Origin of the sequence: Bacillus sp. AY2-1, from assembly GCF_008368965.1 — a bacterium.
Classification (GTDB): Bacteria; Bacillota; Bacilli; order Bacillales; family Bacillaceae_G; genus Bacillus_A; species Bacillus_A thuringiensis_S.
The window spans coordinates 37,987-61,668 of sequence record NZ_QPEL01000082.1; the positions used below are offsets into that span (position 1 = coordinate 37,987).

Consider the following 23,682-nt stretch of genomic DNA (forward strand, 5'->3'; position numbering starts at 1 on the left):
AAATGAACGTATATATGGATGATCAAAGAAGTTGTCCGTTCGGGTATGTGCCGGCAACTACAGTAGAATGTACCTTACAAATGGTTCGGGATTATGGTGTGAATATTCTTTCCCTTGATTTTAATATGGGATGGGGAGAAAAAAGTGGACTAGATTTTGTAGAAGCCTTTTGTACAGAAGGGTTATATGTAAATGAAATTCACCTTCATACGAATGATATCATCGGTATGCATAAGATGAAACAAAGATTGGATAAGGGAAAGGAAGAAGGAGAAATTAATCCTCACCTTGTTGTTAAATATGTGGGAAGCTAAAAACTCCAAAGTAAAACTTTGGAGTTTTTAATGTTTCATATGTGCTTGTAAAGGAATAATCTCTTCTTGTTGAGCTGCTGCGATTTCAGTTTCTTCCTGTTGAACGTCAGGTGTTTTCTTAGTTAAGTAGTGGTATACCATACCGACAAATACTGATCCGCCAATAATGTTACCGATTGTAACAGGAATTAAGTTATGAATAGCACCTGAAAAAGAAATTGTCTCAGGATGCGGTGAAACTAAAGATAAAGCAAAGAGTGATAAGTTTGCAATACTATGTTCGTAACCAGATAAGAAGAATGTGAAAACAAGTAGCATCATGACCATTATTTTTGCTGTGTCACCTTTGACCTGAGAAGGTAAGAAGCAAGCAAGACATACGAGCCAGTTACATAAAATGGCTTTAAAGAATAACTGCATTGTAGGTGTGTTCATCTTTCCTTCAACGACTTTACTCATTAAGTGACCGTGATCAATTGCTTCAAAAATTCCAGTTGCGTAAAATAGTAAGGCAAAGAATAACGCGCCACCTAAGTTACCTGCGTAACAAGCAACCCAGTTACGCAGTGTATCAGAAATCGTTGTTTCCTTTCTTAAAGTTGCTACAGTAAAGTACATTGTGTTTCCAGTAAACAATTCAGCACCACCATATATAATAAGTACGAGAGCAATCCCGAAAAACATAGAAGCAGCTAAATAAGTTGCTGGTGAATCTGCAATGTGAAAAAAATTACCTAATTTAAAACATAGTACAATAATAAAACCGATATAAATACCCGCAAGTGCAGCACGAATGAAATATTGCATTGGGTTTATATCTAGCATTTTCTTTTTGCTTTTAGCCAGTTTGACAACATAATCTAGTCCTTGTTCTAGCATGAGTAATACGCTCCTTTAGTAAATCTTCTATAAATACTCCTTATATGAATAAAGTACATGGAATTGTTCTCACTTTCAATAAGTTTGTGCAATGTTTCACAAAAAGGACATACATATATTGAGAAAGCGTTTGCAAAAGATAGTATAATGGAATTTTTTCTGGATATTGAGAGGAAGAAAGCAAAAAGAAAAAGCGCTGTAATTACAGCGCTTTTTCGTCTAAATTCTTTTCTACTTTTACTTCTACTTCTTTTGAGAAGAACCAACCACCAACTGCGATTCCGACTAATACAATCCAGAATGTAAGCTTCCACGGAGTGGATTCTGGGAATGAATGTGGAATTACATTTAATGCAGGGTGTGCTAATGTATAAACTGCTAGCTTTACACCAACCCAACCTACAATTAAGAATGCTGCAGTTTCAAGTCCTGGTTTACGTTTTAAGATTTGTACGAAAGCAGTTGCTGCAAATCGCATAATGATTAATCCGATAAGTCCACCCACAAAGATAACAACGAATTGCCCAGTATCAAGACTACCAATTGTACCTAATCCTGTTTTTGGTAAAGTCATTGCTAGTGCAACAGCAGCTAAAATTGAATCAACTGCGAAGGCGATATCAGCAACCTCAACTTTAAATACAGTCCACCAAAAGTTCTCTTGTTTTTTCTTTGCTTCTTTTTCTTCAGTTTCTTCATCCGTATTCTTTTTAACATACGTTTTAAATAAGTGATTACCAGCGATAAACATAAGGTAGATGGCACCGATTGCTTGCACTTGCCATACATCGACTAAGAACGAAATCATAAATAACGATCCGAATCGGAAAACAAATGCCCCCGCTAATCCATAAAATAGTGCTTTCTTTCGTTTTTCTTCTGGTAAATGTTTTACCATAATTGCAAGAACAAGAGCGTTATCAGCCGCTAAAATTCCTTCAAGTGCAATTAGGATGAGTAATACCCAACCATACTCCAATAATAATGATACATCCATGTACATTCTCCTCTCATTTCTATAAGTTCTAAATAAGTGAAGAATTTCCCCACTATTTAGTTTCCCCATACTCCTGCCTATTAACTTTGGAAGAATCTGGAAATGAATACAAAAAAGACCTCTGCCGTTAATAGGCAAAGGTCTTGCTAGACATATGTAATGAAAATGCCAACAAAGCCGGAAGAACTAAGTTCTACGTAATGACGACTTTGTTTCCAAGAAATTTTCTTGGACGCTACTCCCCTTTGGAGATATGCTATTGTATTCTCATTATATGGATAATTTCTACGGTTGTCAACCTGTTAAAATATCTTCATTCGGATATTTTATTTTCCGGTTCTTTTTACGAGCAAATGAAAAAGCCAATGTTAAAGGACCCATTTTCCCAAAAAACATCATAAAGATAATAATAGCTTTTCCGATTATAGTTAAGTGGGGTGTTAAGTTCATACTGAGGCCAACAGTCCCAAATGCTGAAAATACTTCGAAAGCACTCATCAATAGAGGAACTCGCTCAGTAATACTCAAAATTAAAATAGCAAAAAAGATAAATGAAATGGAAATAATAGTAATAGTTAATGATTTGACAATGAGAGTATCTTTAATGGACTTTTTAAATACGACAATATCCTCTTGTTCTTGTAGAAATTTAAATACGCCAAAAAATATGATTAAAAATGTTGTTAACTTAATCCCACCACCCGTTGAAGCGCTACCAGCACCAATAAACATAAGGAGCATCATTAATAGGAGGGAAGGTTTTGACAATGTAGAAATATCAACTGTATTAAACCCGGCAGTTCGCGTTGAAATTGCTTGAAAATAAGAGGCTATTCCTTCTTCAAATGGGGTAAAACCTCTCATAGAAAGGGAGTTATGGAACTCGAATATAAAAATAAAAAGGGTAGCAATAATGTTGACGATTAGAGTAGAAGAAAGCATAAGTTTTGAATGTAGTGTAAGGTTTTTAAAGTTTTTCTTTCTTTTTATGTCTACGATTACTGTAAAACCTATTCCACCTAAAATGATGAGAGAGGAAATGACGAAATTGACAAGAATGCTATGAGAATGGGACATTAAATTATCGCTCCACACAGAAAAACCAGCATTGTTAAAGGCTGAGATTGAATGGAAAAAACTATAATAGATCCCTTTGGTAACCCCATATTTTGGTACCCACTCAAAAGAAAGAATTAAAGTAGCGATACATTCGACTGTAAAAGAGAATAAAAATAACGATTTGGCAAGACGGATGACGCCGCCGATATTCGTTTGATTTAATGCTTGTTGTAATAAAATACGGTTTTGAAGACCGATTTTTCTTCCGAGCATAATCGCAATTAAGACAGCAAAGCTCATAATGCCAAGCCCGCCAACTTGTATAAGCGCTAAAATGACACATTGTCCAAATAAAGTAAACATTTTTCCGGTATCTACAACACCAAGCCCAGTAACAGTACAAGCGGAAACGGTTGTAAATAAGGCATCGAGCCATGAAATGGACGTTGTCGTAGCAATGGGCAGTTTTAATAAGCATGTGCCGACAACTGATAATAGAAGAAAAGATAAAGTAAGAACGCGGGGAGGGCTCATGCTAATATTAATCCGTTTCATTTCACATATCGCTCCTTTCATTTTGCTTTGATTAGTATGTGAAAAAGCACTATTATGTATGTTGAAAATAGAAAGAGGCAGAGAATATCTGCCTCTAAGCCATATGTTATATTATTATCCACGTAATTGTTGTTGTGCTAAAGCAACAAGACGTTTTGTTACTTCACCGCCAACTGAACCGTTAGAACGAGATGCTGTATTAGACCCTAAGCTTACACCAAATTCTTGTGCAATCTCATATTTAAATTGTTCAAGCGCTTGCTCTGCACCTGGAACTAATAATTTGTTTGTTTTTACCATGTTGATACACATCCTTATGAGTAGTCCAGTTCAGCTAAGTTCTTATCTAAACTGGTAACGTTATTTTATGTGGAAATGACGTAGTCATACGCGGAAGTAATCGGTGCGATTAGAAGTTCTTGGATAGAAAAAAGAGTAGCAAATTTGCTACTCTTTTTTTAGTATTGTCGCTGTTCCTTCCACGACAATATCATCTGATTGATTATATATGTTTGTTTGCAACGTAATGATTTTTTTATCGTCACGCTTCTTAATAACCTCTGCCACAACACGAAGTGTATCACCGATTTTGACAGGGGCACGGAATGAAACATTTTGGGATAAATAAATCGTATTTTTGCCTGGGAGTTTCGTTCCAAGGATGGTAGAAATAAAACTCGAAACGAGCATACCGTGAGCAATACGTTCTTTAAACATTGTTGTTTTTGCAAAAGAATCTAAAATATGAATAGGATTCACATCTCCAGTCAATTTTGCAAAATTGATAACATCTTCATCCGTAATTGTTTTTGTAAGGGATGCTTGATCACCGACTTGAATCTCATCATAACGAAGCTCCGGAACAGTTTGTGCTTCTTGAAATGGATTCATTTTGTCCTCCTTCTTTTCCATATCGAAAAATGCTAGCCATCTTGATGTAGTAGGAGGAAGAAAGAGTTTTGTTTGTGCTGCAGTTAGCTCCCACATTTTTCTTACTTGATGGAAGTAAATAGATTTTTTGAATTTTCCTCGAACTTTTTTGCGAGTTCCAACTGTTTTGACTTGAACTCTTCCAAAAAACCCTCTAACTGTTTTTGAGCCTCTTCACGTTGTAATTGTTGTTGCTCAATAAATTGTTTTGTTGTTTCTTCAAATTGACCGCTTGTTTGTGTAAGGATTGACAAAGATGTTTTTGTAGGAGAAACAGTAAGTTGCTGCATATGAGCAGAAAGTTCCTTCCACTTGTCTTGCCACTCGTTAATTTGATCATTTAAGGAGTTTCCAGTTAATTGTTTCACGTAATCTGTATATTGGTTATTGAACTGAGCAGTGAGTTGTTGTAGTTCTTTTTCTAGTTCATCTACTCCTGATGTTAATTTATGCAAAGCGTCTTGTTGTTGTTTTAATGTTTCTAAAGTAAGTTGCTCTAATTGTTTCCCAGCTGAAGAGAAAAGGGAAAGTGATTGAGACCAGTTTTTCCAAAATGCATCGACTAATTCGTATGGTTTAGTTTCCATTGTTTGACCCCCAAATGTTTTTTTGCATATTGTGAACGCAGATTACTCTGCTGTACCACCAGGTGAAGATGAAGAATCCTTTTCATCCTTTTCTGGAGAAGTAGAAAATGGAAAGAATGCATTGGTGTATAACGTGAAAAACGTTCGCAACATATTTTGATAATGTTCAAAAGAAGTCGCACATGTTGTTAAATATTGCTCTCCATATTCAGTTAAAGAATAAATTCTTTTTGCCGGCCCTCCATCGCTTGTATCCCAAGTAGAAGAAATAAGGTTTTCTTTTTCTAATTTGCGTAGTGTTCTATAAACATTACCTTGGTCAACAGAAGAAAAGCCGATATCCATTAGCATTTGAATAAGTTTGTAACCATGAAGACTCCAGTCTTTTAGACAGAGAAGTAAGAAGGGAACTAAGAAGTTTTTTGGCATGGAGTTTGGTTGTTTCGCTTGGTTGTTCTCCAAACTTTCGCGTTGTTCTGGTTCATTTTGTAGCATGATTGTGCATCACCTCATGAATCAGTTAGATGGAATTTTTTGCTTATAAGTGCAATTTACACCTATCTGTTTTTAAAGTCAACACATTTGTTAGAAAATAGAAAAAAATAAAATATAGACTTGAAGTTTTATTCAGAATATTAGAAAATAGTGAATAGGTTGAATTGTTTCAAAAACGAAAAAGGGAGTGTAGGTAAAGTGATTGATCAAAAATTCGATCCACTACAAGCATGGAAAAATGCTTATGAACAAACCGAAACATTTTGGGGAAAAGCGCTCAATGAAACAATTAAAACAGAAGAATATTCTGCTTGGATGGGCAGCGTTCTAGATTTGAATTTGTTTTATCAAAAAGCATTAAATGATACGACAAAAAACTATTTAGAACAAGTAAATGTGCCGACGAAAGAGGATATCGCAAGAGTGGCTACGCTTGTTATTAACTTAGAAAATAAAGTAGATAACATTGAGGAGTTTCTAGAGGAGAAAGTAGATTCTTTAGGACAAGCTCCTACATTAAAGCGTGATGTGACGAAAGTGAAACAAGATATTCGTACGCTTGAAACAAAAGTAGATCAAATTTTAGAATTGCTAGAAAAGCAAAATGCAGTACTAGCTAAACTACAAGTACCTGTAAAAGAAGAGATAAAGCCTGCGAATAAGCCGGAAAATAAAAAATGATAAAAGCGCTTGTTTATAACAGGTAAAAGAGAGAGGGAGAATCTCTTTCACGTGTAAACGGCGAAACATAATTATATAGGGACTCTACAGTATGAGTACCAAAATGATTCATAACAATCGTTCACAAATTCATTTAAGGGGGAAAAGAAATGGTTCAATTAAATGGCAAAGTAGCAATCGTAACAGGTGGAGCAAAAGGGATTGGAAAAGCAATTACAGTAGCATTAGCACAAGAGGGAGCGAAAGTAGTTATTAACTATAATAGCAGTAAAGAAGCAGCTGAAAATTTAGTAAATGAACTAGGAAAAGATGGACATGACGTTTATGCAGTGCAAGCGGATGTTTCTAAAGTAGAAGATGCAAACCGACTTGTAGAAGAAGCTGTGAATCATTTTGGTAAAGTTGATATTCTTGTTAATAATGCTGGTATTACAAGAGATCGTACATTCAAAAAGTTAAATCGTGAAGATTGGGAGCGCGTAATTGACGTGAATTTAAGTAGCGTATTTAATACGACAAGCGCGGTTCTTCCATACATAACGGAAGCGGAAGAAGGAAGAATTATTAGCATTTCTTCTATTATTGGCCAAGCAGGTGGATTTGGCCAAACAAACTACTCAGCAGCAAAAGCGGGTATGTTAGGATTTACAAAATCATTAGCGTTAGAACTTGCAAAAACAAATGTCACTGTAAATGCAATTTGCCCTGGATTTATTGATACTGAAATGGTAGCAGAAGTACCAGAAGAAGTACGTCAAAAAATCGTTGCAAAAATCCCGAAAAAACGTTTTGGTCAAGCTGATGAAATTGCAAAAGGTGTAGTATACCTATGCCGTGACGGTGCGTATATCACAGGTCAGCAATTAAACATTAACGGCGGATTATATATGTAATGAAGTAAGAAAAAAGTGCATATCCATAGCAGGAATGCACTTCTTTTTTTAGAAGGAAATCGACCAAAAAGGAGATAGGAAAATGACTACATTCGCAACAGAATGGGAAAAGCAATTAGAGCTATACCCAGAAGAGTACCGAAAAGCATACCGCCGAGTGAAAAGGGCGAGTGAAATTTTATTACGTGAACCAGAGCCGCAAGTAGGATTAACGCCGAAAGAGGTTATTTGGACGAAGAATAAGACGAAGCTTTATCGCTACATTCCAAAACAAGAAAAAACACAAAGAGTTCCAATTCTGTTAATATATGCTCTTATTAATAAACCATATATTATGGATTTAACTCCTGGAAATAGTTTAGTGGAATATCTAGTGGATCGTGGTTTTGATGTGTATATGCTTGATTGGGGCACATTTGGTTTAGAAGATAGTCATTTGAAATTTGATGATTTCGTGTTTGATTATATTGCAAAAGCAGTAAAAAAAGTAATGCGAACTGCAAAAGCGGACGAGATTTCTTTACTTGGTTATTGCATGGGTGGAACGCTAACTTCCATTTATGCAGCACTTCATCCGCACATGCCAATTCGTAATTTAATTTTCATGACAAGTCCTTTTGATTTCTCTGAAACAGGATTGTATGGTCCTTTATTAGATGAGAAATACTTCAATTTAGATAAAGCGGTTGATACATTTGGAAATATTCCGCCAGAAATGATTGATTTCGGAAACAAAATGTTAAAACCAATTACGAACTTTGTTGGTCCATATGTTGCTTTAGTAGATCGTTCAGAGAATGAGCGCTTCGTCGAAAGCTGGAGATTGGTTCAAAAGTGGGTTGGTGATGGTATTCCGTTCCCAGGTGAATCATACAGACAGTGGATTCGTGATTTTTATCAAAATAATAAACTGGTTAAGGGTGAACTTGTTATTCGCGGACAAAAGGTAGACCTTGCAAATATTAAGGCGAATGTCTTAAATATTTCCGGGAAACGTGATCATATCGCTTTGCCATGTCAAGTAGAAGCGTTACTAGACCATATTTCTAGCACAGATAAACAATATGTATGTTTACCGACAGGGCATATGTCTATTGTTTACGGTGGAACAGCTGTAAAACAAACATATCCGACGATTGGAAATTGGCTTGAAGAGCGTTCTAATTAAAAATAAAAAAATCCAACTAGCCTATGTTAGTTGGATTTTTTTATGGGAAATAACAAAACATAGAAAGGAGAAATTTATATTTTAGGAGTATGATTATGAAACTTATGACCGGTAAGTTGTTTTGGAATACAGGAGTTTCTGTACCTTGTTATCCACCGTTAGAAAGTGATATGATATGTGATGTACTTGTAGTCGGAAGTGGCGAAGCAGGTGCTCATATAGCGCATTCGTTAGCGAAAATTGGTATGAGTGTTACTCTTATTGAAAAAAGAGCAATTGCGTGTGGTAGCACAGCTGCTAATACAGGTTTACTACAATTTCTTCATGATAAATCGTTAACTTCTCTTATTCATACATTTGGTAAAGAAAAAGGGGTACGAGCATATAAGCTTTGTTATGAAGCGCTAAGAACAATGGAAGAGGTTATACCGACTCTTGATATTGATTCCCATTTTATTCCGCGAAATAGTTTATATTATGCAAGTAAAAGTGAGGATGTCTCATTTTTACAAGAGGAATATAATACGTTACAGAATTATGGATTTCCAGTTGAATATTTTACAGAAGCTGATATTAAGAAACGTTATTCTTTTGCAAAACAAGCAGCGTTATATATGCAAGGTGATGCTGAGGTGAATCCGTATTTACTAGCGCATAGTTTTTTGCATAAAGCAAACCAAATGGGAGCTAATATATATGAACATACAGAGGCAATACATATAAAAAAACACCAAAATGATTTAATTTGTTACACGAAAACAGGAAATCAAATTGTAGCAAAGAATATTATTATGGCGACAGGTTATGAAGCGCTTTTTGGAAAGAAAGAAAAGAATACAACAGTAGAAACTTCTTATGCAATTGTAACAAATGAAATAGATCAGTTTGAAGGCTGGCATGAGCGATCGTTAATTTGGGAAACGGCACGGCCCTACTTATATTTTCAAACGTATCGAAACCGCATTATTGTAGGCGGATTAGATGAAGCGATGCAAATTCAAACAATCGGTGATACGAAATTATTGCATAAGCGTGATATCCTTATTAATATTGTAAAAGAACTGTTCCCGCAGTATAAAAATATACAGGCAGACTACTATTGGGCAGCCGCATTTGGTGGTACTCATGATGGTCTCCCCATTTTAAAAGAAGACGAAAAGATACATAATTTGTTTTACGCATTGCCGTATGGAGGTAATGGAACTGTATATGGAATGGTCTTTGCCAAATTATTTGAGCAGTTATTTACAAATAAAGAAAGTAAAGATTTTTCTTTATTTAATCGATAGAAAAAAGGTAGCGAAGTGATGGAATGAGAGATATAAAAAAGTTTTTACAAAAATTACGTCCTGTACAACTCATCGTTTTGTTTTATTTATTAGCGGTAGTTGTATCGGTAATATTGCTTAGTTTCCCGTTTGTTACGAAGGCTGGTGTGAAATGGACATTTATAGATGCCCTCTTTACATCTGTTAGTGCGGTAAGTGTTACGGGACTGTCTGTTGTTACGATTTCAGATACATTTACTACGGCAGGAATTATTATGTTAGCCCTTATTTTACAATTAGGCGGCTTAGGGATTATGGCACTTGGTACGTTTGTTTGGATTATAACGGGGAAAAAAATCGGTTTGCAGAGAAGAAGACTCATTATGGCAGATCATAATCAAGGGAATTTATCAGGCCTTGTAGAATTGATGCGTTCTATTTTAATTGTAATTATTTCGATAGAACTTATTGGAGCAATACTATTAGGTACAAGATTTCTACTTTATTTTCCAACTTGGCAAGAAGCTTATTTCCACGGTTTCTTTGCCGCTGTTAGTGCAACTACGAACGGAGGATTTGATTTAACTGGACAATCACTAATTCCGTACAAAAAAGATTATATTGTGCAAATGATTCATATGTTGCTTATTATTTTAGGAGCGATTGGCTTCCCGGTGTTAATGGAAGTAAAACAATTCTTTAGTAAAAGGCGACAGCAACTATTCCGCTTTTCGTTATTTACAAAATTGACGACAACGACATTTTTTGCACTCGTTATCGTTGGAACAATTATGATTTTTCTACTAGAACGAAATCAGTTTTTAGCAGGAAAGTCATGGCATGAAACAGTTTTCTATACATTATTCCAATCTGTGACGACGCGAAGTGGTGGACTGGCTACAATGGATATACGTGAATTGTCACAACCGACGCTTTTATTTATGAGTATATTAATGTTTATAGGGGCATCTCCAAGTTCGGTTGGGGGCGGAATACGTACAACAACATTTGCTGTTAGTATATTGTCACTATACACCTTTGCAAGGGGCGGTAGAACAGTTAGAGTCTTCAAACGTCAGTTACATGAAGAGGATGTACTGAAAGCATCTGTCGTTATGACGATGGGGATTTTGTTATGTGCTACTGCGCTATTCGTTTTATCTATTACGGAAAATGTACCGCTTATGAGCTTAATTGTTGAGGTTTGTTCTGCTTTCGGAACGACAGGACTATCAACAGGTGTTACGCCTGATTTAACAACTATTGGGAAACTTGTACTCATTGTGCTTATGTTTATCGGACGCGTTGGTATTTTAACATTTATTTTAGCTAGTGGTGGAAGGGAACAACCACCTCGCTATAAATACCCGAAAGAACGGATTATTATTGGATAGTATGAAACCATTCTACCTATGTTAGGTAGAATGGTTTTTTAGTCGTTAATGCCAAATTGTGGATGCATAAAAGCTTCATTTTTATTATCTGATTCGTTTTTTAGCAACTCTTGATTTTCTTCTGAAATCCACCCAATATCATTTGTAGGATGGATCCACTCATCACCAGCCATAATGGCAGGATCTACTTCATCACTCCAATTGTTAAGTGGACTGTTCTCGGAATTATATTTACTGTCTCCAATTACAACATCATATGGATTCACAAAAGGTTGTTGCATCGTTTTTCCTGTTCCTTTAAAAGATGGAAAATTCATTTGATGCGGGAGCGTTTCGTCTAAAATTGGTGATTGAATCTTTTCTTTTTTCTTCAAAATCATCGCTCCTTTTTATAATGATTTCTTCATACGTAGTATTTCCATCGAACGCCTCTTATGTACTTGTTAACACTTGCCAGTAATAATTATTTTAAATTGTTTCAAACTAGAGTAGAAAGTGATTTCTTGAGAGCAGGTGAATGTATTGGTAAAAAGAAAAGTAAAACAAAATGCGGCAATCAATAATAATAAAACTCCGAAAGAAAGCTTACCAGATGCAGAATTTGCATTAGAGTATGAAGGAGAAAATAGCGCAAAGTATGCTAATCGTAATTCAAAAAAAGGGAAACAAAAATGAGGCGTTTTTTACAAACGCCTCATTTTTTTGTGGGATTATAAAGGTTTTTTTAATTATTTGTAAATTTAGTGTTTTCTATTAGCAGAAAAATGCGAAAAAACATAGAAGTAGCAACGTATTACACAAAAACAAACAACAAACAAAAGATTAATGTTGGTTTAATACTGCTTTTACACTAGTTGTTTATATTTGAGTTGTACATAAGATTTGTAAAAGGAGAGAGAAACAGTGAAAAAAACAATCTTTAAAGCTGTAGCGACTGGAATGGTATTTTCGTTATTAATGGGGTGTGGTGCAAAGAAGGAAGAAAGTGCTGGAGCGAAAGTGAAAGATGAAAAATTATCTGGATCATTAACTGTTTACACAGCAATTGAAGAAGAGCTTGTACCAATTTATCTTGATTCCTTTAAAAAGAAATATCCTGATGTGAAATTAAACATTGTACGTGATTCAACAGGAGTTATTACTGCGAAATTGCTAGCTGAAGGGAAAAATACACAAGCAGATGTTGTATGGGGAACTGCGGCATCAAGTCTATTAGCTTTAGATAAAAAAGATATGTTAAAAGGATACTCTCCAAAAGGAACAGATCGTGTTCTTCCGCAATTTAAAGATGATAAGCAACCTGAAAAATGGGTAGGAAATACTGCATTTATGACGGGGATTGCTGTAAATAAAGAAGAATTAAAGAAGAAAAATTTACCGATGCCAGAATCATATGAAGATTTAACGAAACCAGAGTATAAAGGAACACTTGTTATGCCACATCCAGCATCATCTGGAACAGGGTTTTTAACAGTTTCTGCATGGCTACAAATCATGGGTGAAGATAAAGGCTGGGATTACATGAAGAAACTTCATGATAATATGGCAAGTTATACGCATTCAGGATCAAAACCAGCAAAATTAGCAGGAGCAGGTGAATATCCAGTCGGTGTATCAATGGTTTATAGTGCTTTAAAAGAAAAACAAAAAGGTGCCCCAGTTGAAGTTGTACTGCCGAAAGAAGGATTAGGATGGGAAGTAGAAGCGAACGCACTTATTAAGAAAGATAATGCGAAAAATGATAAATTAGCGCAAGCATTTTTAGATTGGGCAATTACTGATGATGTAATGAAGTTATACTTTGAGAAAAATGGATTTGCGACAATTAAAAATGACTATAAACTTCCAGAGGGATTCCCGAAAGATGTTACTGAAAAATTATATAAAAAGAATGACTTTAAATGGGCAGCAGAAAATCGTGACAAAATTTTAGAAAAATGGGAAAAAGAGTTTGGCCAAAAAGCAGAACCGAAAAAGTAAGTGAGTGGGAGAGAGAAAAATGAGCGAATATTTATCAATTCAACACATTCAAAAACAGTTTGATGCATTTACAGCGTTAAAAGATATTTCTTTTACTGTGAACAAAAATGAGTTTGTTTGTTTATTAGGCCCAAGTGGTTGTGGGAAAACGACGTTGCTTCGCATTTTAGCGGGACTAGAGGAACCAACGACTGGCAGTATAGCTGTGAATGGAAAAGATATTACAGCATTGCCTCCTGGAAAGAGAAACTTCGGAATGGTTTTCCAATCGTATGCTTTATTTCCGAATTTAACAGCACTTGAAAATATTGAATACGGCTTAAAGACAAAAAAATATGGGAAAGCAGAAGTGAAAGAGAAAGCGCTAGATGCGTTAAAACTTGTAGATTTGCTGAATGTAAAAGATAAATATCCTGCTCAAATGTCTGGTGGACAACAGCAGCGAGTAGCACTTGCACGTGCGCTCGCTCTGTCTCCAGATATTTTGTTACTCGATGAGCCGTTATCAGCTTTAGATGCAAAAGTGCGTGAAAAATTACGTAGAGAAATGCGTGATTTGCAAGAGGAAATAGGAATAACGACGATTATGGTAACGCATGATCAAGAAGAGGCATTAACGATGGCTGATAAAATTGTTGTAATGAATCATGCGGAAATTATGCAGATTGGAACACCAGAGGAGATTTATCAAAGACCAGCCAATCCGTTTGTGGCAGATTTTATTGGTTCTATTAATTTCTTTTCGAAAAATAACGAAGAACATGCAATTCGTCCTGAACATGTAACAATTGTACAAAAGGAAGGTATTAAAACAGTTGTGGAAAGTATGGAATTTCGCGGATCCGTATATCGGACGGAAGTGCGAGTCATAGAAGAAAACACACACCTTTATAATGAGAAAATTGTAGTGGATATATTAGCATCAGAAGTAGAAGCAACCGCTATTAGAAAAGGAAAGCCGATTCAAATCTCTTTCTCAGAAAATCATATGTTGTCATATGGAAAGAAGGTCATTGTATAGATGGAGATGTTAGAAAACTATAAGGTAGAAAGTACGAAAAAAAAGATTAAGAGAAGTATTGGGAAAGAGGAATGGATCCAAAGGCTCGTAATTATCGGTATGATCCTTTCCTTCCTTATCATACTTGTATTGCCGCTATTACAAATATTTACACAAGCTTTTTATAATAAAGATGGAGTTTTCATTGGTTTAGCGAATTTCAGTAAATATTTCACAACACCAACTTTAGTTCAGTCTTTACAAAATACAGTATGGATTTCGGGCGCAACAACAATTATTTCAGTTGCAATCGCATTCGTTTACGCATATGCAATTGCCCGTACGAATGTTTTTGGAAAGCGTGTATTTCAGTATGTAGCGTTATTACCATTGTTCGCACCAACGATGATGCACGGTATAGCACTTACATATTTATTTGGTAATCAAGGGCTAGTAACGAAAGGGATGTTTGGGTTATTTGAAGGTATACAAATCCCTTTATATGGACCAGTAGGAATTGTAATAGCTGAAGTTATGTATACATTTCCGCAAGCATTTCTTATATTGCTAATTGCCTTTCAAGGATCTGATTATCGATTATATGAAGCTTCTAATATGTTAGGGGCGAGTAAAACAAAGCAATTTTTCACGGTTACTTTACCTAGTGTAAAGTACGGATTAATTAGTGCAATGTTTGTTGTGTTTACACTTAGTTTTACTGATTTTGGGGCACCAAAAATTGTTGGTGGGCAATATAATGTGCTTGCTACTGACGTATACAAACAAGTAATTGGACAGCAAAATATGCCGATGGGTGCAACTGTCGGAATGATTTTATTAATCCCAGCTATATTCGCATTTGTAGTTGATCGTATTACGCAAAGAAAGCAGGCGAATTTCTTATCTTCAAAAGCAGTACCATACAGAATAATAGCTAATAAGAAAAGAGATGTAATCTCATTCATATATTGTAGTGTAATTACACTTATGATCATTCTATTATTTGTTGCAGTTGGTATTGCTGCAAGTGTGAAAGTATGGCCATATAATATGAGTTTTACATTTGAGCATTTTAATTTTTCGAGTTTAACAGGAGATGGACTTGAAGCATTTAAAAATAGCGTAATTGTTTCAGCAGTTACAGCAGTTATTGGGGCGATTTTAACATTTGTATTCGCATATGCAATTGAGAAAATAGACCAGCTACAATTTTTTAGAAAAACAGGTTACTTTTTCTCTATAGTGCCGTTAGCGATACCAGGTTTAGTACTCGGATTAGGATATGTCTTTTTCTTTAGTCAACCAACGATTCAAATTCTGGGACTATCAGTAACGAATCCGTTTCATTCTTTATACGGAACAATCGCTGTGTTAGTACTAGTAAATATCATTCATTTTTATTCTGTAACATTTGTCACGGCAACGACTGCCTTAAAGAAATTAGACCGTGAGTTTGAGCTTGTTTCGCAATCAATGGGTATTCCGTTTTATAAAACATTCTTTAGAGTAACAGTACCAATGTGTTTACCAGCAATTTTAGAAATGGTGATGTACTACTTCGTAAATTCGATGGTAACTGTGTCAGCAGTTGTATTCTTATATGCAGCTGATTTTAAACTAGCTGCCGTATCAATCGTAAATATGGATGATGCAGGAAATGTAGCGCCAGCAGCTGCAATGAGTGTACTTATTGTTATTACAAATATTGTAGTGAGAGTTGTATATGAATGGGGAACGAAAGCACTTCGTAACCGAACTTCGCAATGGCAAAAAAGATAAATAAGAAGGGTGATGGACAGAATGAAAATTGAAGCAGTTATTTTTGATTGGGCAGGTACGACAGTTGATTACGGATGTTTTGCACCACTAGAAGTATTCATGAAGATTTTTCATAAACGCGGCGTTGAAATTACAGTAGAAGAAGCACGTAAGCCAATGGGATTATTAAAAATAGATCATGTAAGGGCACTAACAGAAATGCCTCGTATTGCGGATGAGTGGAAGCGTGTCTTCGGTCAATTACCAACAGAAGTAGACATTCATGAGATGTATGAAGAGTTTGAAGAAATTCTCTTTTCTATTTTGCCAAGTTATGCTACGCCGATTGAGGGGGTAAAAGAAGTAATCGCTTCTTTACGTGAGAGAGGCATTAAAATCGGTTCAACAACTGGTTATACGAGAGAAATGATGGATATTGTTGCAAAGGAAGCAGCGTTACAAGGATATAAACCTGATTTTCTTGTTACGCCAGATGATGTTCCAGCAGGCCGTCCATATCCATGGATGTGCTATAAAAATGCAATGGAACTTGATGTGTATCCGATGAACCATATGATAAAAGTAGGGGACACAGTATCAGATATGAAAGAAGGTAGAAATGCTGGAATGTGGACAGTTGGTGTAATTCTTGGAAGTAGTGAGCTCGGTTTAACGGAAGAGGAAGTGGAGAGTATGGATTCGGTAGAGCTTCGTGAAAAAATAGAAGTAGTTCGTAATCGGTTTGTTGAAAATGGGGCTCATTTTACGATTGAAACGATGCAGGAGCTCGAAAACATAATAGAACATATCGAGAAACAAGAACTAATTATTTCATAAAAGGGGCACTGGATCATGAATGAAAATCACTATTTATTATTAACACCAGGACCATTAACGACAACAAAATCAGTAAAAGAAGTTATGCTATACGATTGGTGTACGTGGGATGTTGAATATAATACGATGGTGCAAGAAGTAAGAGCTAAACTTGTATCGTTAGCGACGAAGGAAGAAGAGAAATATACAACAGTGTTAATGCAAGGAAGCGGTACGTTTTCAGTTGAAGCAGTAATTGGTTCTGTTATTCCGGCAAATGGGAAGCTTCTCGTTTGTACAAATGGTGCGTACGGTAAGCGCATCGTGCAAATGGCAGAGATGTTACAGATTGATGTAGTGGTCAGTCAAACAGAAGAGTGGGAACCTACTAATATTGTAGAAGTAGAAAAGTTATTGCAAGAAGATAAAGAGATTACGCATATTGCAGTTGTTCATTGTGAAACAACGACAGGTATTATAAATCCAATTGTAGATGTATGTAAATTAGGAAAGCAGTATGGAAAGGTTACAATTGTTGATGCGATGAGTAGTTTCGGCGGGATTGAAATAGACATTGCTGATTTACAAATTGATTTTTTAATTAGTAGTGCAAATAAGTGTATTCAAGGGGTTCCTGGATTCGGATTTGTAATCGCAAAACGTGATGAATTATTGAAGTGTAAAGGAAAAGGACGTTCTTTATCTCTTGATTTATATGATCAATGGGAAACGATGGAAAAACAAAATGGGAAATGGCGTTTTACTTCACCTACACATGTTGTACATGCTTTTTATCAAGCACTACTTGAACTAGAAAAAGAGGGGGGAGTGAGAGCGCGTTACAATCGATATTACAACAATCAAAAACTACTAGTGAATAGAATGGGAGAAATCGGATTTAAGCCACTAGTAGATGAGAAATATCAATCTCCTATTATTACATCTTTCATTTATCCAAAAGAGGGGTTCGAGTTTCAACAGTTATATAACGAATTAAAGCGTTATGGATTTGTTATTTACCCTGGAAAAATTTCGAAAGTAGATACGTTTCGCATTGGAAATATCGGTGATGTACATGAAGAAGATATTAATCGCTTAGTTGATAGTATTGCTAAAGGAGCTGTTATTGGATGAAAGTATTTTGCTTAGGTGGAGCAGGTAAAATTTGTCGTGAAGCTATTTTGGATTTAGTTCAATTTTCATCTTTTGAGACGATTACAGTAGCTGATTTTAACGAGGAAGAGGGCCGTAAAGTAGTAGAATGGCTCAACGATCCTCGTGTTGATTTTGTAAAAGTAGATGTAACGAATCACGAGGATACGGTTGCAAAAATGATTGGTTATGACATTGTAATGGACGGTACGACGATAAAGCTAAACGGATTGTCGACCCGCTGTATTGCAGAAGCAGGGTGTCACGGTGTGAACTTAAATGGATTTGGTGAAGAAAATGAATCGCATGCTATATTTGTTCAAAACGAAAAAACATGTTTACCTGGATTTGGCATGACGCCAGGTGTAACGCAAATGATGGCAATGCATGCAGCAAATCAACTGGATACTGTAGATACGATCCGCGTAAGTCACGGTTCGTATCGTCCGATTGCTTTTTCTGCATCAATTACAGAGACAACGACATATGAATATGATCCACATTTACCATCGCGTACAGTGTATGAAGATGGTGAATTTAAGCAAGTACTTCCGTTTGCGCGTCCAAGAGAAATAGAATTGCCAGCGCCTTATGGTAAGACAACGCAGTATATAATCCCGCATTCTGAAACAATTACGTTAGCAAAGGCACTAGAAAATAAAGGTATCAAACTGATAGAGACGAGAGGAACTTGGCCAAAGCAAAATATGCAACTTGTACATGCTTTATATGATTACGGCATATTGCGTAATGATCAGATTGAAATAAATGGGAAAGAAATTGGTATTATGGATTGTATTTCGCAGTATTTATTACAATCGAAAGAAGGACAAGAAACAGAGGTTTATGGTTATGCACTTCATGTAGAAGTAATAGGTATGAAAAATAATGAGAAGCAAAGACATGTATTATATCATACACATCCGTTATCTGATGGCTCTGTTGTAGGATGGGAAAAATTAAGAGCTTATACGAGAAACGTCGGTATTCCATTTGGGATTGCTGCAGAGTTAATTGCAAATGGAAATGTAAATAGGGTGGGTGTTGTTACGCCTGAAGAAGCTTTTGAAAATCCACAATTGATTTTTGATGAGCTAGCAAAGCGCGGTATTCATATTCATGAAAAAGTTTCTGCTTATAAAGAAAATTACAACCTTGTATAAATAAGGAAGTTTATGAGGGAGATATAAATGAGGTGAAGCTATGTCTGTAGTAGGAGAAGAAAGAAAGCGAACCATTCTTGAAAAGGTAGAATTTAAAGGGAAAGTAAAGGTTTCAGAATTAGCGAGAGAATTTGCTGTATCAACAGAAACGATTCGTCGATATTTAGAAGAATTAGATCGTGAAAAGAAGTTGAAAAAAGTGTATGGTGGAGCTGTTCAACTTCCAGGCGCTGGGGTAGAGGCACCAATGTTAGAAAGAGAAATGCTACATATAGAAGAGAAGAAAAGAATTGGTTATAAAGCAGCGACATTTGTAGAAGATGGTGATGTCATTGCAATTGATGATGGAAGTACACCGCTTCAAATGGTTCCATACCTTGTTCATCGTAAAAACTTAACGATTGTAACAAGTTCATTTCCAGTCGCAACACAATTAATTTCTTCTATTAATAAAAAGATGTTTCACGGTGAAGTTTTATTTATAGGTGGAAAAGTATCTCCAAAGCATTCGCGTGTATCAGGGTCTATTTCTCAGCAAGTAATACAGCAATTCCATTTTCATAAAGCGTTCGTTTCGATTGATGGGCTATTACCTAGTTTTGGAGTTTCCAGCTTTGAATTAGAGAAAGCGAAATTGTCAGAGGCGATGATGAAATTAGCTGAGAAAACATATATTTTATGTGATCATACGAAGGTAGGCGTGAAAGGGAATTATCGTATAGCAGCATTTTCACGTATTCAACATGTAATTTGTGATAAAAAAATGCCATATAGTTTTGAAGAAGAACTTATGAAGCATAATATTCAGTGGACAGTTTGTTAAATACAGTGAAAGTACCTAAACTCCCGCCTAATTTTTAGGAGGGAGTTTTATTGTCTGTAAATCGTAAAATAAAAGATTTGCATTTATGCAAAAAGTGGACACATTTTCTCATCTCTTTCATATAATTTACCAATACAAAAAAAGTTGGTCGAAGGAAAGAAGGGAGAACATGTCAGAACGAATATATAATAAACTTGTATTGTACGCGAATATTTTGCAAAAAATCGGTGTCATCAATGAGAAGGAAAAAAGTGAAATTCTTCATACGATAGGTAAAAAAGCCCTTTGAATAAAGGGCTTTTTATTATTTATCTTTAAAAATATAAATTTAATGTAATATTCTCATTGACAATGATAATGAGATTCATTATCATTTATTTGTGGATAATTGATAAGTATTATCAATTATAAAAATTATATATGATAGGGGATATTATTTTGAAAAAAAATTATATGAAGGCGCTAGTAGTAGCGACAACATTAGCAATTCCATTTGCTACGTACTCTACTCCAGCATTAGCAGCACTAAAAGTTGAAGCAAATCAATCGGTAGCAGCAGCGAGTGATTGCACGTATGATACTGAGATTAAAATATATAAGGATCAAAAAGACGAGCCATCTATGGTTTCTCAATATATAAAAGATCCTAAAGTAACAATTGCAGCTGGCAAAAAAATTGTCACTGTAACAATGCAAGATAGCGATTATTTTCAATATCTTAGAATAGAAGATAGAAACCAGCCTGGTGTATTTCATGATGTGAAAGTTTTGTCAGAAGATAAGAGGAAGAATGGAACGAAAGTAGTTCAATTTGAAATTGGCGAGTTTGAGAAGAAGCACAATATGCAAATGCATATACTTATTCCAGCTATTGGATATGATCACAAATATCAAGTTCAATTTGAAATTAAAGATCCAACTGTAGGTAACAAAGAAACAGAGAAACCAGATGATAACTCTAATTCAGGCAATACGGAAACGGATAATCCAGTTGATAATCAAAACATGATAACAGATAACAAATTAAGAGAACTTGTTAATAAAAAAGTATTTAATAGAAAAGATTTAAATACACCAATTACGAAAGAAGAGTTATTACAAGTAAAGGATTTGTTTTTAAATACAAACGAGATACTTGATTATAGTGCATTAAAATATATGCCAAATTTAAAATCTTTAACAGTTGCGAATGCAAAGATAAAAGATCCGTCGTTCTTTGCGAACCTAAAGCAATTAAATCATTTAGCTTTGCGTGGTAATGAATTTTCAGATGTAACGCCACTTGTTAAGATGAATAATTTAGAGTCTCTTGATTTAAGTAATAATAAAATTACAAATGTTGCACCACTAACTGAAATGAAAAATGTAAAAACTTTATATCTATCAGGCAACCAAATAGAAGATGTAACAGCATTAGCAAAAATGGAACAACTAGATTACTTGAATTTAGCAAATAATAAAATTAAGAACGTTGCTCCATTAAGTGCTTTAAAAAATGTAACATACTTAACTTTAGCAGGTAATCAAATTGAAGATATTAGACCGTTATATTCATTACCTTTAAAAGATTTAGTATTAACGCGTAATAATGTTAAAGATTTATCGGGTATTGATCAAATGAATCAATTAAATAAATTATTTGTCGGGAAAAATCAAATTAAAGATGTGACACCACTTGCTAAAATGACTCAGCTTACAGAATTAGATTTACCTAATAATGAATTAAAAGATATTACTCCATTATCAAGTCTAGTAAACTTACAAAAGCTTGATTTAGAAGCGAATTATATTACAGACTTATCACCAGTGAGCAATTTGAAAAAATTAGTATTTCTAAGTTTTGTTGCAAATGAAATCCGTGATGTCCGACCAGTTATAGAACTAAGTAAGACGGCTTATATCAATGTCCAAAACCAAAAAGTATTTTTAGAGGAAACAGAAGTAAATAAAGAAGTAAAAGTACCTATATATGAAAAAGATGGTGAGATTTCTACGAAAATTCGTCTGAAGAGCGATAACGGTACGTATAGTAATGGTGTAGTGAAATGGAGTACACCAGGTGAGAAAGTATATGAATTTGGTGTGAAAGATCCATTTGCGGATACAGGAATCTTCTTTACAGGGTCTGTTATTCAAAATGTAGTAGAAAGTAAAGACGGTAATACATCTAAAGAAGATGAGAAAACAGAAGTGGTAGAATTTAAAGATGTACCAAAGGGACATTGGTCAGAAAAAGCAATTAATTACTTAGCGAAAGAAAAGTTATTTATAGGCTATGGAAATGGTGAATTTGGATTTGGTGATAACATTACTCGTGGACAAGTAGCTCTTCTAATACAAAGGTATTTAAAATTAGAAAATAATCTAGAACCAAAAACGGCATTTACAGATACGAAAGGAAATATGTATGAAACGGCTATTGATGCAGTGGTTCAAGCTGGTATTATGACAGGGTATGGAAATGATATATTCCGTCCAGATGGAGTATTAACTCGATATGAAATGTCAGTAGTACTACAAAGAGTATTTCAGTTAAAAGAAAATGAAAATAGTGCAGAGAATTTCAAAGATATACCAAATGGCCATTGGGCGAAAGGATATGTGAAAGCTCTAGTAGATAATAAAATATCAAAAGGTGACGGGGAAGGGAATTTTTTAGGAGATAATTTCGTAACACGTGAACAATATGCACAGTTTTTATATAATGCAATAAAGAAATAAAATGAAACTTTAATCAGTGGGGGTTTTGTTTATCCCCCACTGATTATTAGCCCTCACCAATCGGGCTTTTACGGGCAGAGCCCGATCCCCGCCTAACTTCTTTGCTTTCGCTGCATTTTGAGGTGGGGGTCTTACTGCCCAGCAAATAGCGGGATAAAAAGTGAGGAAAATGCACTATTCTTTAATTAAAGAATAGTGCATTTTTTTATGTACAAAATGAAATAGGCAATAGATAGGAGTATAGACATATGAATAGCCTATTTTAAAGAAGAACCGCGAAACTATATTGACAAAAAAGCATTCTCATGTGATAATTCAATTAAATTTTTAGAATAATCAAAAAATATTCCTTTTACATAGAAAGGATTCGAACCTTATATGAATATTATGCCGGGGGTGACGAAATGTTATTTTTTCTGAAGAAATGGAATGAATTAAAAGATGTGAAATCTGAATTGGCACTTCGTGATTGGTTTTATGGTACCAAAATTAGTTTGTCGCTATGTACGTCAAAAGAGCCGTTAACATTTTTAGTAAATGTTGAGGGAAGAGATAAAGGGCTATTTTCGGAAGAAGATTTTATTGTCGTAAATTGCATGTGCGAGTCAGTATTTGAAAATGAAGAAAAACCAGCTGCAGAGTCATTTATGCATGCGGATATTTATAAAAAAAGTAGTGCAGGATGTATTTTACAAGTGCAGACTGTAGATAGTCATTTAATATCAGAGTTATATGGAGAAGAAGGAGAAGTAACGTTCGATAAACGCAGTGTGGAACGTGTTTTCGGAAAAGAAGGTATAACAGAAATGACCATTCCAATTGTAGAAGATGAAAAAAAATTCGCTGATTTATTAGAAAGCAATGTTCCGAATTTCATTGAAGGTGGAGGAGTAGTTCTTGTTCATAATTACGGCATGATTGTGTGGGGAAAAACGCCAGAAGAAGCGAAAAAATGGCTAGAGGGTATAGAATATTTAATGAACTATCATGTGAAATTATTAATGATTAAGGGCGCAAGAAGCTCTGTTATATAAAAATGAATGTGATAT

24 protein-coding genes and 1 riboswitch are annotated in these 23,682 nt (G+C 35.1%); of the genes, 16 read left to right on the forward strand and 8 right to left on the reverse strand.

Annotation, left to right across the window (positions count from 1 at the left end):
• Positions 1-2 precede the first annotated feature (2 nt).
• Positions 3-314 carry a cyclic-phosphate processing receiver domain-containing protein gene (locus DN403_RS20040; RefSeq protein WP_001103766.1) on the forward strand — a complete coding sequence of 104 codons (312 nt, stop codon included), beginning with the start codon at positions 3-5 and terminating at the stop codon, positions 312-314.
• 27 nt (positions 315-341) lie between these two features.
• On the opposite strand, the gene DN403_RS20045 is transcribed toward DN403_RS20040, so the two are convergent.
• The 7 genes from DN403_RS20045 to phaQ form a co-directional block, all read right to left on the reverse strand.
• Positions 342-1,193: a formate/nitrite transporter family protein gene (locus DN403_RS20045; protein ID WP_016077951.1), complete on the reverse strand. Its 852-nt coding sequence runs from the start codon at positions 1,191-1,193 to the stop codon at positions 342-344.
• A 202-nt stretch (positions 1,194-1,395) separates the two neighbouring features.
• Positions 1,396-2,190 (reverse strand): TerC family protein, encoded by a 795-nt coding sequence (locus DN403_RS20050; protein WP_000383326.1) that lies wholly within the window; start codon positions 2,188-2,190, stop codon positions 1,396-1,398.
• 82 nt (positions 2,191-2,272) lie between these two features.
• Positions 2,273-2,446: riboswitch (yybP-ykoY riboswitch) on the reverse strand.
• 38 nt (positions 2,447-2,484) lie between these two features.
• Positions 2,485-3,804 (reverse strand): TrkH family potassium uptake protein, encoded by a 1,320-nt coding sequence (locus DN403_RS20055; protein ID WP_000822358.1) that lies wholly within the window; start codon positions 3,802-3,804, stop codon positions 2,485-2,487.
• A 114-nt stretch (positions 3,805-3,918) separates the two neighbouring features.
• Positions 3,919-4,104 (reverse strand): alpha/beta-type small acid-soluble spore protein, encoded by a 186-nt coding sequence (locus DN403_RS20060; RefSeq protein ID WP_000241212.1) that lies wholly within the window; start codon positions 4,102-4,104, stop codon positions 3,919-3,921.
• Positions 4,105-4,251: 147 nt separating this feature from the next.
• Complete coding sequence (locus DN403_RS20065; protein WP_001067916.1) at positions 4,252-4,695, reverse strand: MaoC family dehydratase; 444 nt, start codon at positions 4,693-4,695, stop codon at positions 4,252-4,254.
• Between the two features lie 101 nt (positions 4,696-4,796).
• Positions 4,797-5,321, reverse strand: coding sequence for a polyhydroxyalkanoic acid inclusion protein PhaP (gene phaP, locus DN403_RS20070; protein ID WP_000448596.1), 525 nt, complete (start codon positions 5,319-5,321; stop codon positions 4,797-4,799).
• Between the two features lie 42 nt (positions 5,322-5,363).
• Positions 5,364-5,816 carry a poly-beta-hydroxybutyrate-responsive repressor gene (gene phaQ, locus DN403_RS20075; RefSeq protein WP_000939954.1) on the reverse strand — a complete coding sequence of 151 codons (453 nt, stop codon included), beginning with the start codon at positions 5,814-5,816 and terminating at the stop codon, positions 5,364-5,366.
• 198 nt (positions 5,817-6,014) lie between these two features.
• On the opposite strand from phaQ, the gene phaR reads away from it, so the two are divergent.
• From phaR to DN403_RS20100, 5 genes are all read left to right on the forward strand, one after another.
• Positions 6,015-6,497, forward strand: coding sequence for a polyhydroxyalkanoic acid synthase subunit PhaR (gene phaR, locus DN403_RS20080; protein ID WP_000566941.1), 483 nt, complete (start codon positions 6,015-6,017; stop codon positions 6,495-6,497).
• Between the two features lie 149 nt (positions 6,498-6,646).
• On the forward strand, positions 6,647-7,390 hold the full coding sequence (locus DN403_RS20085; RefSeq protein WP_000250407.1) for an acetoacetyl-CoA reductase: 744 nt from the start codon (positions 6,647-6,649) through the stop codon (positions 7,388-7,390).
• Between the two features lie 82 nt (positions 7,391-7,472).
• Positions 7,473-8,558 carry a class III poly(R)-hydroxyalkanoic acid synthase subunit PhaC gene (phaC, locus tag DN403_RS20090; RefSeq protein WP_000206331.1) on the forward strand — a complete coding sequence of 362 codons (1,086 nt, stop codon included), beginning with the start codon at positions 7,473-7,475 and terminating at the stop codon, positions 8,556-8,558.
• A 95-nt stretch (positions 8,559-8,653) separates the two neighbouring features.
• Positions 8,654-9,847, forward strand: a complete 1,194-nt coding sequence (locus DN403_RS20095) for an NAD(P)/FAD-dependent oxidoreductase (RefSeq protein ID WP_149185693.1) — start codon at positions 8,654-8,656, stop codon at positions 9,845-9,847.
• A 23-nt stretch (positions 9,848-9,870) separates the two neighbouring features.
• Entirely contained in the window at positions 9,871-11,220 is a 1,350-nt protein-coding gene (locus DN403_RS20100) for a TrkH family potassium uptake protein (RefSeq protein ID WP_001204689.1), read from the forward strand.
• A 38-nt stretch (positions 11,221-11,258) separates the two neighbouring features.
• Here DN403_RS20100 and DN403_RS20105 read toward each other — a convergent pair whose 3' ends face one another.
• The gene (locus DN403_RS20105; RefSeq protein WP_000726020.1) at positions 11,259-11,594 is read right to left on the reverse strand and encodes a DUF3905 domain-containing protein; all 336 of its coding nucleotides are present in this window, start codon (positions 11,592-11,594) and stop codon (positions 11,259-11,261) included.
• 148 nt (positions 11,595-11,742) lie between these two features.
• On the opposite strand from DN403_RS20105, the gene DN403_RS31240 reads away from it, so the two are divergent.
• From DN403_RS31240 to DN403_RS20155, 10 genes are all read left to right on the forward strand, one after another.
• Entirely contained in the window at positions 11,743-11,895 is a 153-nt protein-coding gene (locus tag DN403_RS31240; protein WP_000240799.1) for a hypothetical protein, read from the forward strand.
• 228 nt (positions 11,896-12,123) lie between these two features.
• Positions 12,124-13,200 carry a putative 2-aminoethylphosphonate ABC transporter substrate-binding protein gene (locus tag DN403_RS20115; protein ID WP_000750915.1) on the forward strand — a complete coding sequence of 359 codons (1,077 nt, stop codon included), beginning with the start codon at positions 12,124-12,126 and terminating at the stop codon, positions 13,198-13,200.
• Positions 13,201-13,219: 19 nt separating this feature from the next.
• The gene (locus tag DN403_RS20120) at positions 13,220-14,221 is read left to right on the forward strand and encodes a putative 2-aminoethylphosphonate ABC transporter ATP-binding protein (RefSeq protein WP_000006195.1); all 1,002 of its coding nucleotides are present in this window, start codon (positions 13,220-13,222) and stop codon (positions 14,219-14,221) included.
• Positions 14,222-15,979 carry a putative 2-aminoethylphosphonate ABC transporter permease subunit gene (locus DN403_RS20125; RefSeq protein ID WP_000425527.1) on the forward strand — a complete coding sequence of 586 codons (1,758 nt, stop codon included), beginning with the start codon at positions 14,222-14,224 and terminating at the stop codon, positions 15,977-15,979.
• Between the two features lie 21 nt (positions 15,980-16,000).
• Positions 16,001-16,795: a phosphonoacetaldehyde hydrolase gene (gene phnX / locus DN403_RS20130; RefSeq protein ID WP_000687386.1), complete on the forward strand. Its 795-nt coding sequence runs from the start codon at positions 16,001-16,003 to the stop codon at positions 16,793-16,795.
• Positions 16,796-16,810: 15 nt separating this feature from the next.
• Positions 16,811-17,908 (forward strand): 2-aminoethylphosphonate--pyruvate transaminase, encoded by a 1,098-nt coding sequence (phnW, locus tag DN403_RS20135; RefSeq protein WP_001004779.1) that lies wholly within the window; start codon positions 16,811-16,813, stop codon positions 17,906-17,908.
• Positions 17,905-19,089 carry a saccharopine dehydrogenase family protein gene (locus tag DN403_RS20140; protein WP_000862157.1) on the forward strand — a complete coding sequence of 395 codons (1,185 nt, stop codon included), beginning with the start codon at positions 17,905-17,907 and terminating at the stop codon, positions 19,087-19,089. The genes phnW and DN403_RS20140 overlap by 4 nt, the downstream gene beginning before the upstream one ends.
• Before the next feature lie 40 nt (positions 19,090-19,129).
• On the forward strand, positions 19,130-19,912 hold the full coding sequence (locus DN403_RS20145) for a DeoR/GlpR family DNA-binding transcription regulator (protein WP_000117666.1): 783 nt from the start codon (positions 19,130-19,132) through the stop codon (positions 19,910-19,912).
• 438 nt (positions 19,913-20,350) lie between these two features.
• Entirely contained in the window at positions 20,351-22,633 is a 2,283-nt protein-coding gene (locus tag DN403_RS20150; RefSeq protein WP_149185694.1) for an NEAT domain-containing leucine-rich repeat protein, read from the forward strand.
• 404 nt (positions 22,634-23,037) lie between these two features.
• Complete coding sequence (locus DN403_RS20155) at positions 23,038-23,667, forward strand: class II aldolase/adducin family protein (RefSeq protein ID WP_000896006.1); 630 nt, start codon at positions 23,038-23,040, stop codon at positions 23,665-23,667.
• Positions 23,668-23,682 lie beyond the last annotated feature (15 nt).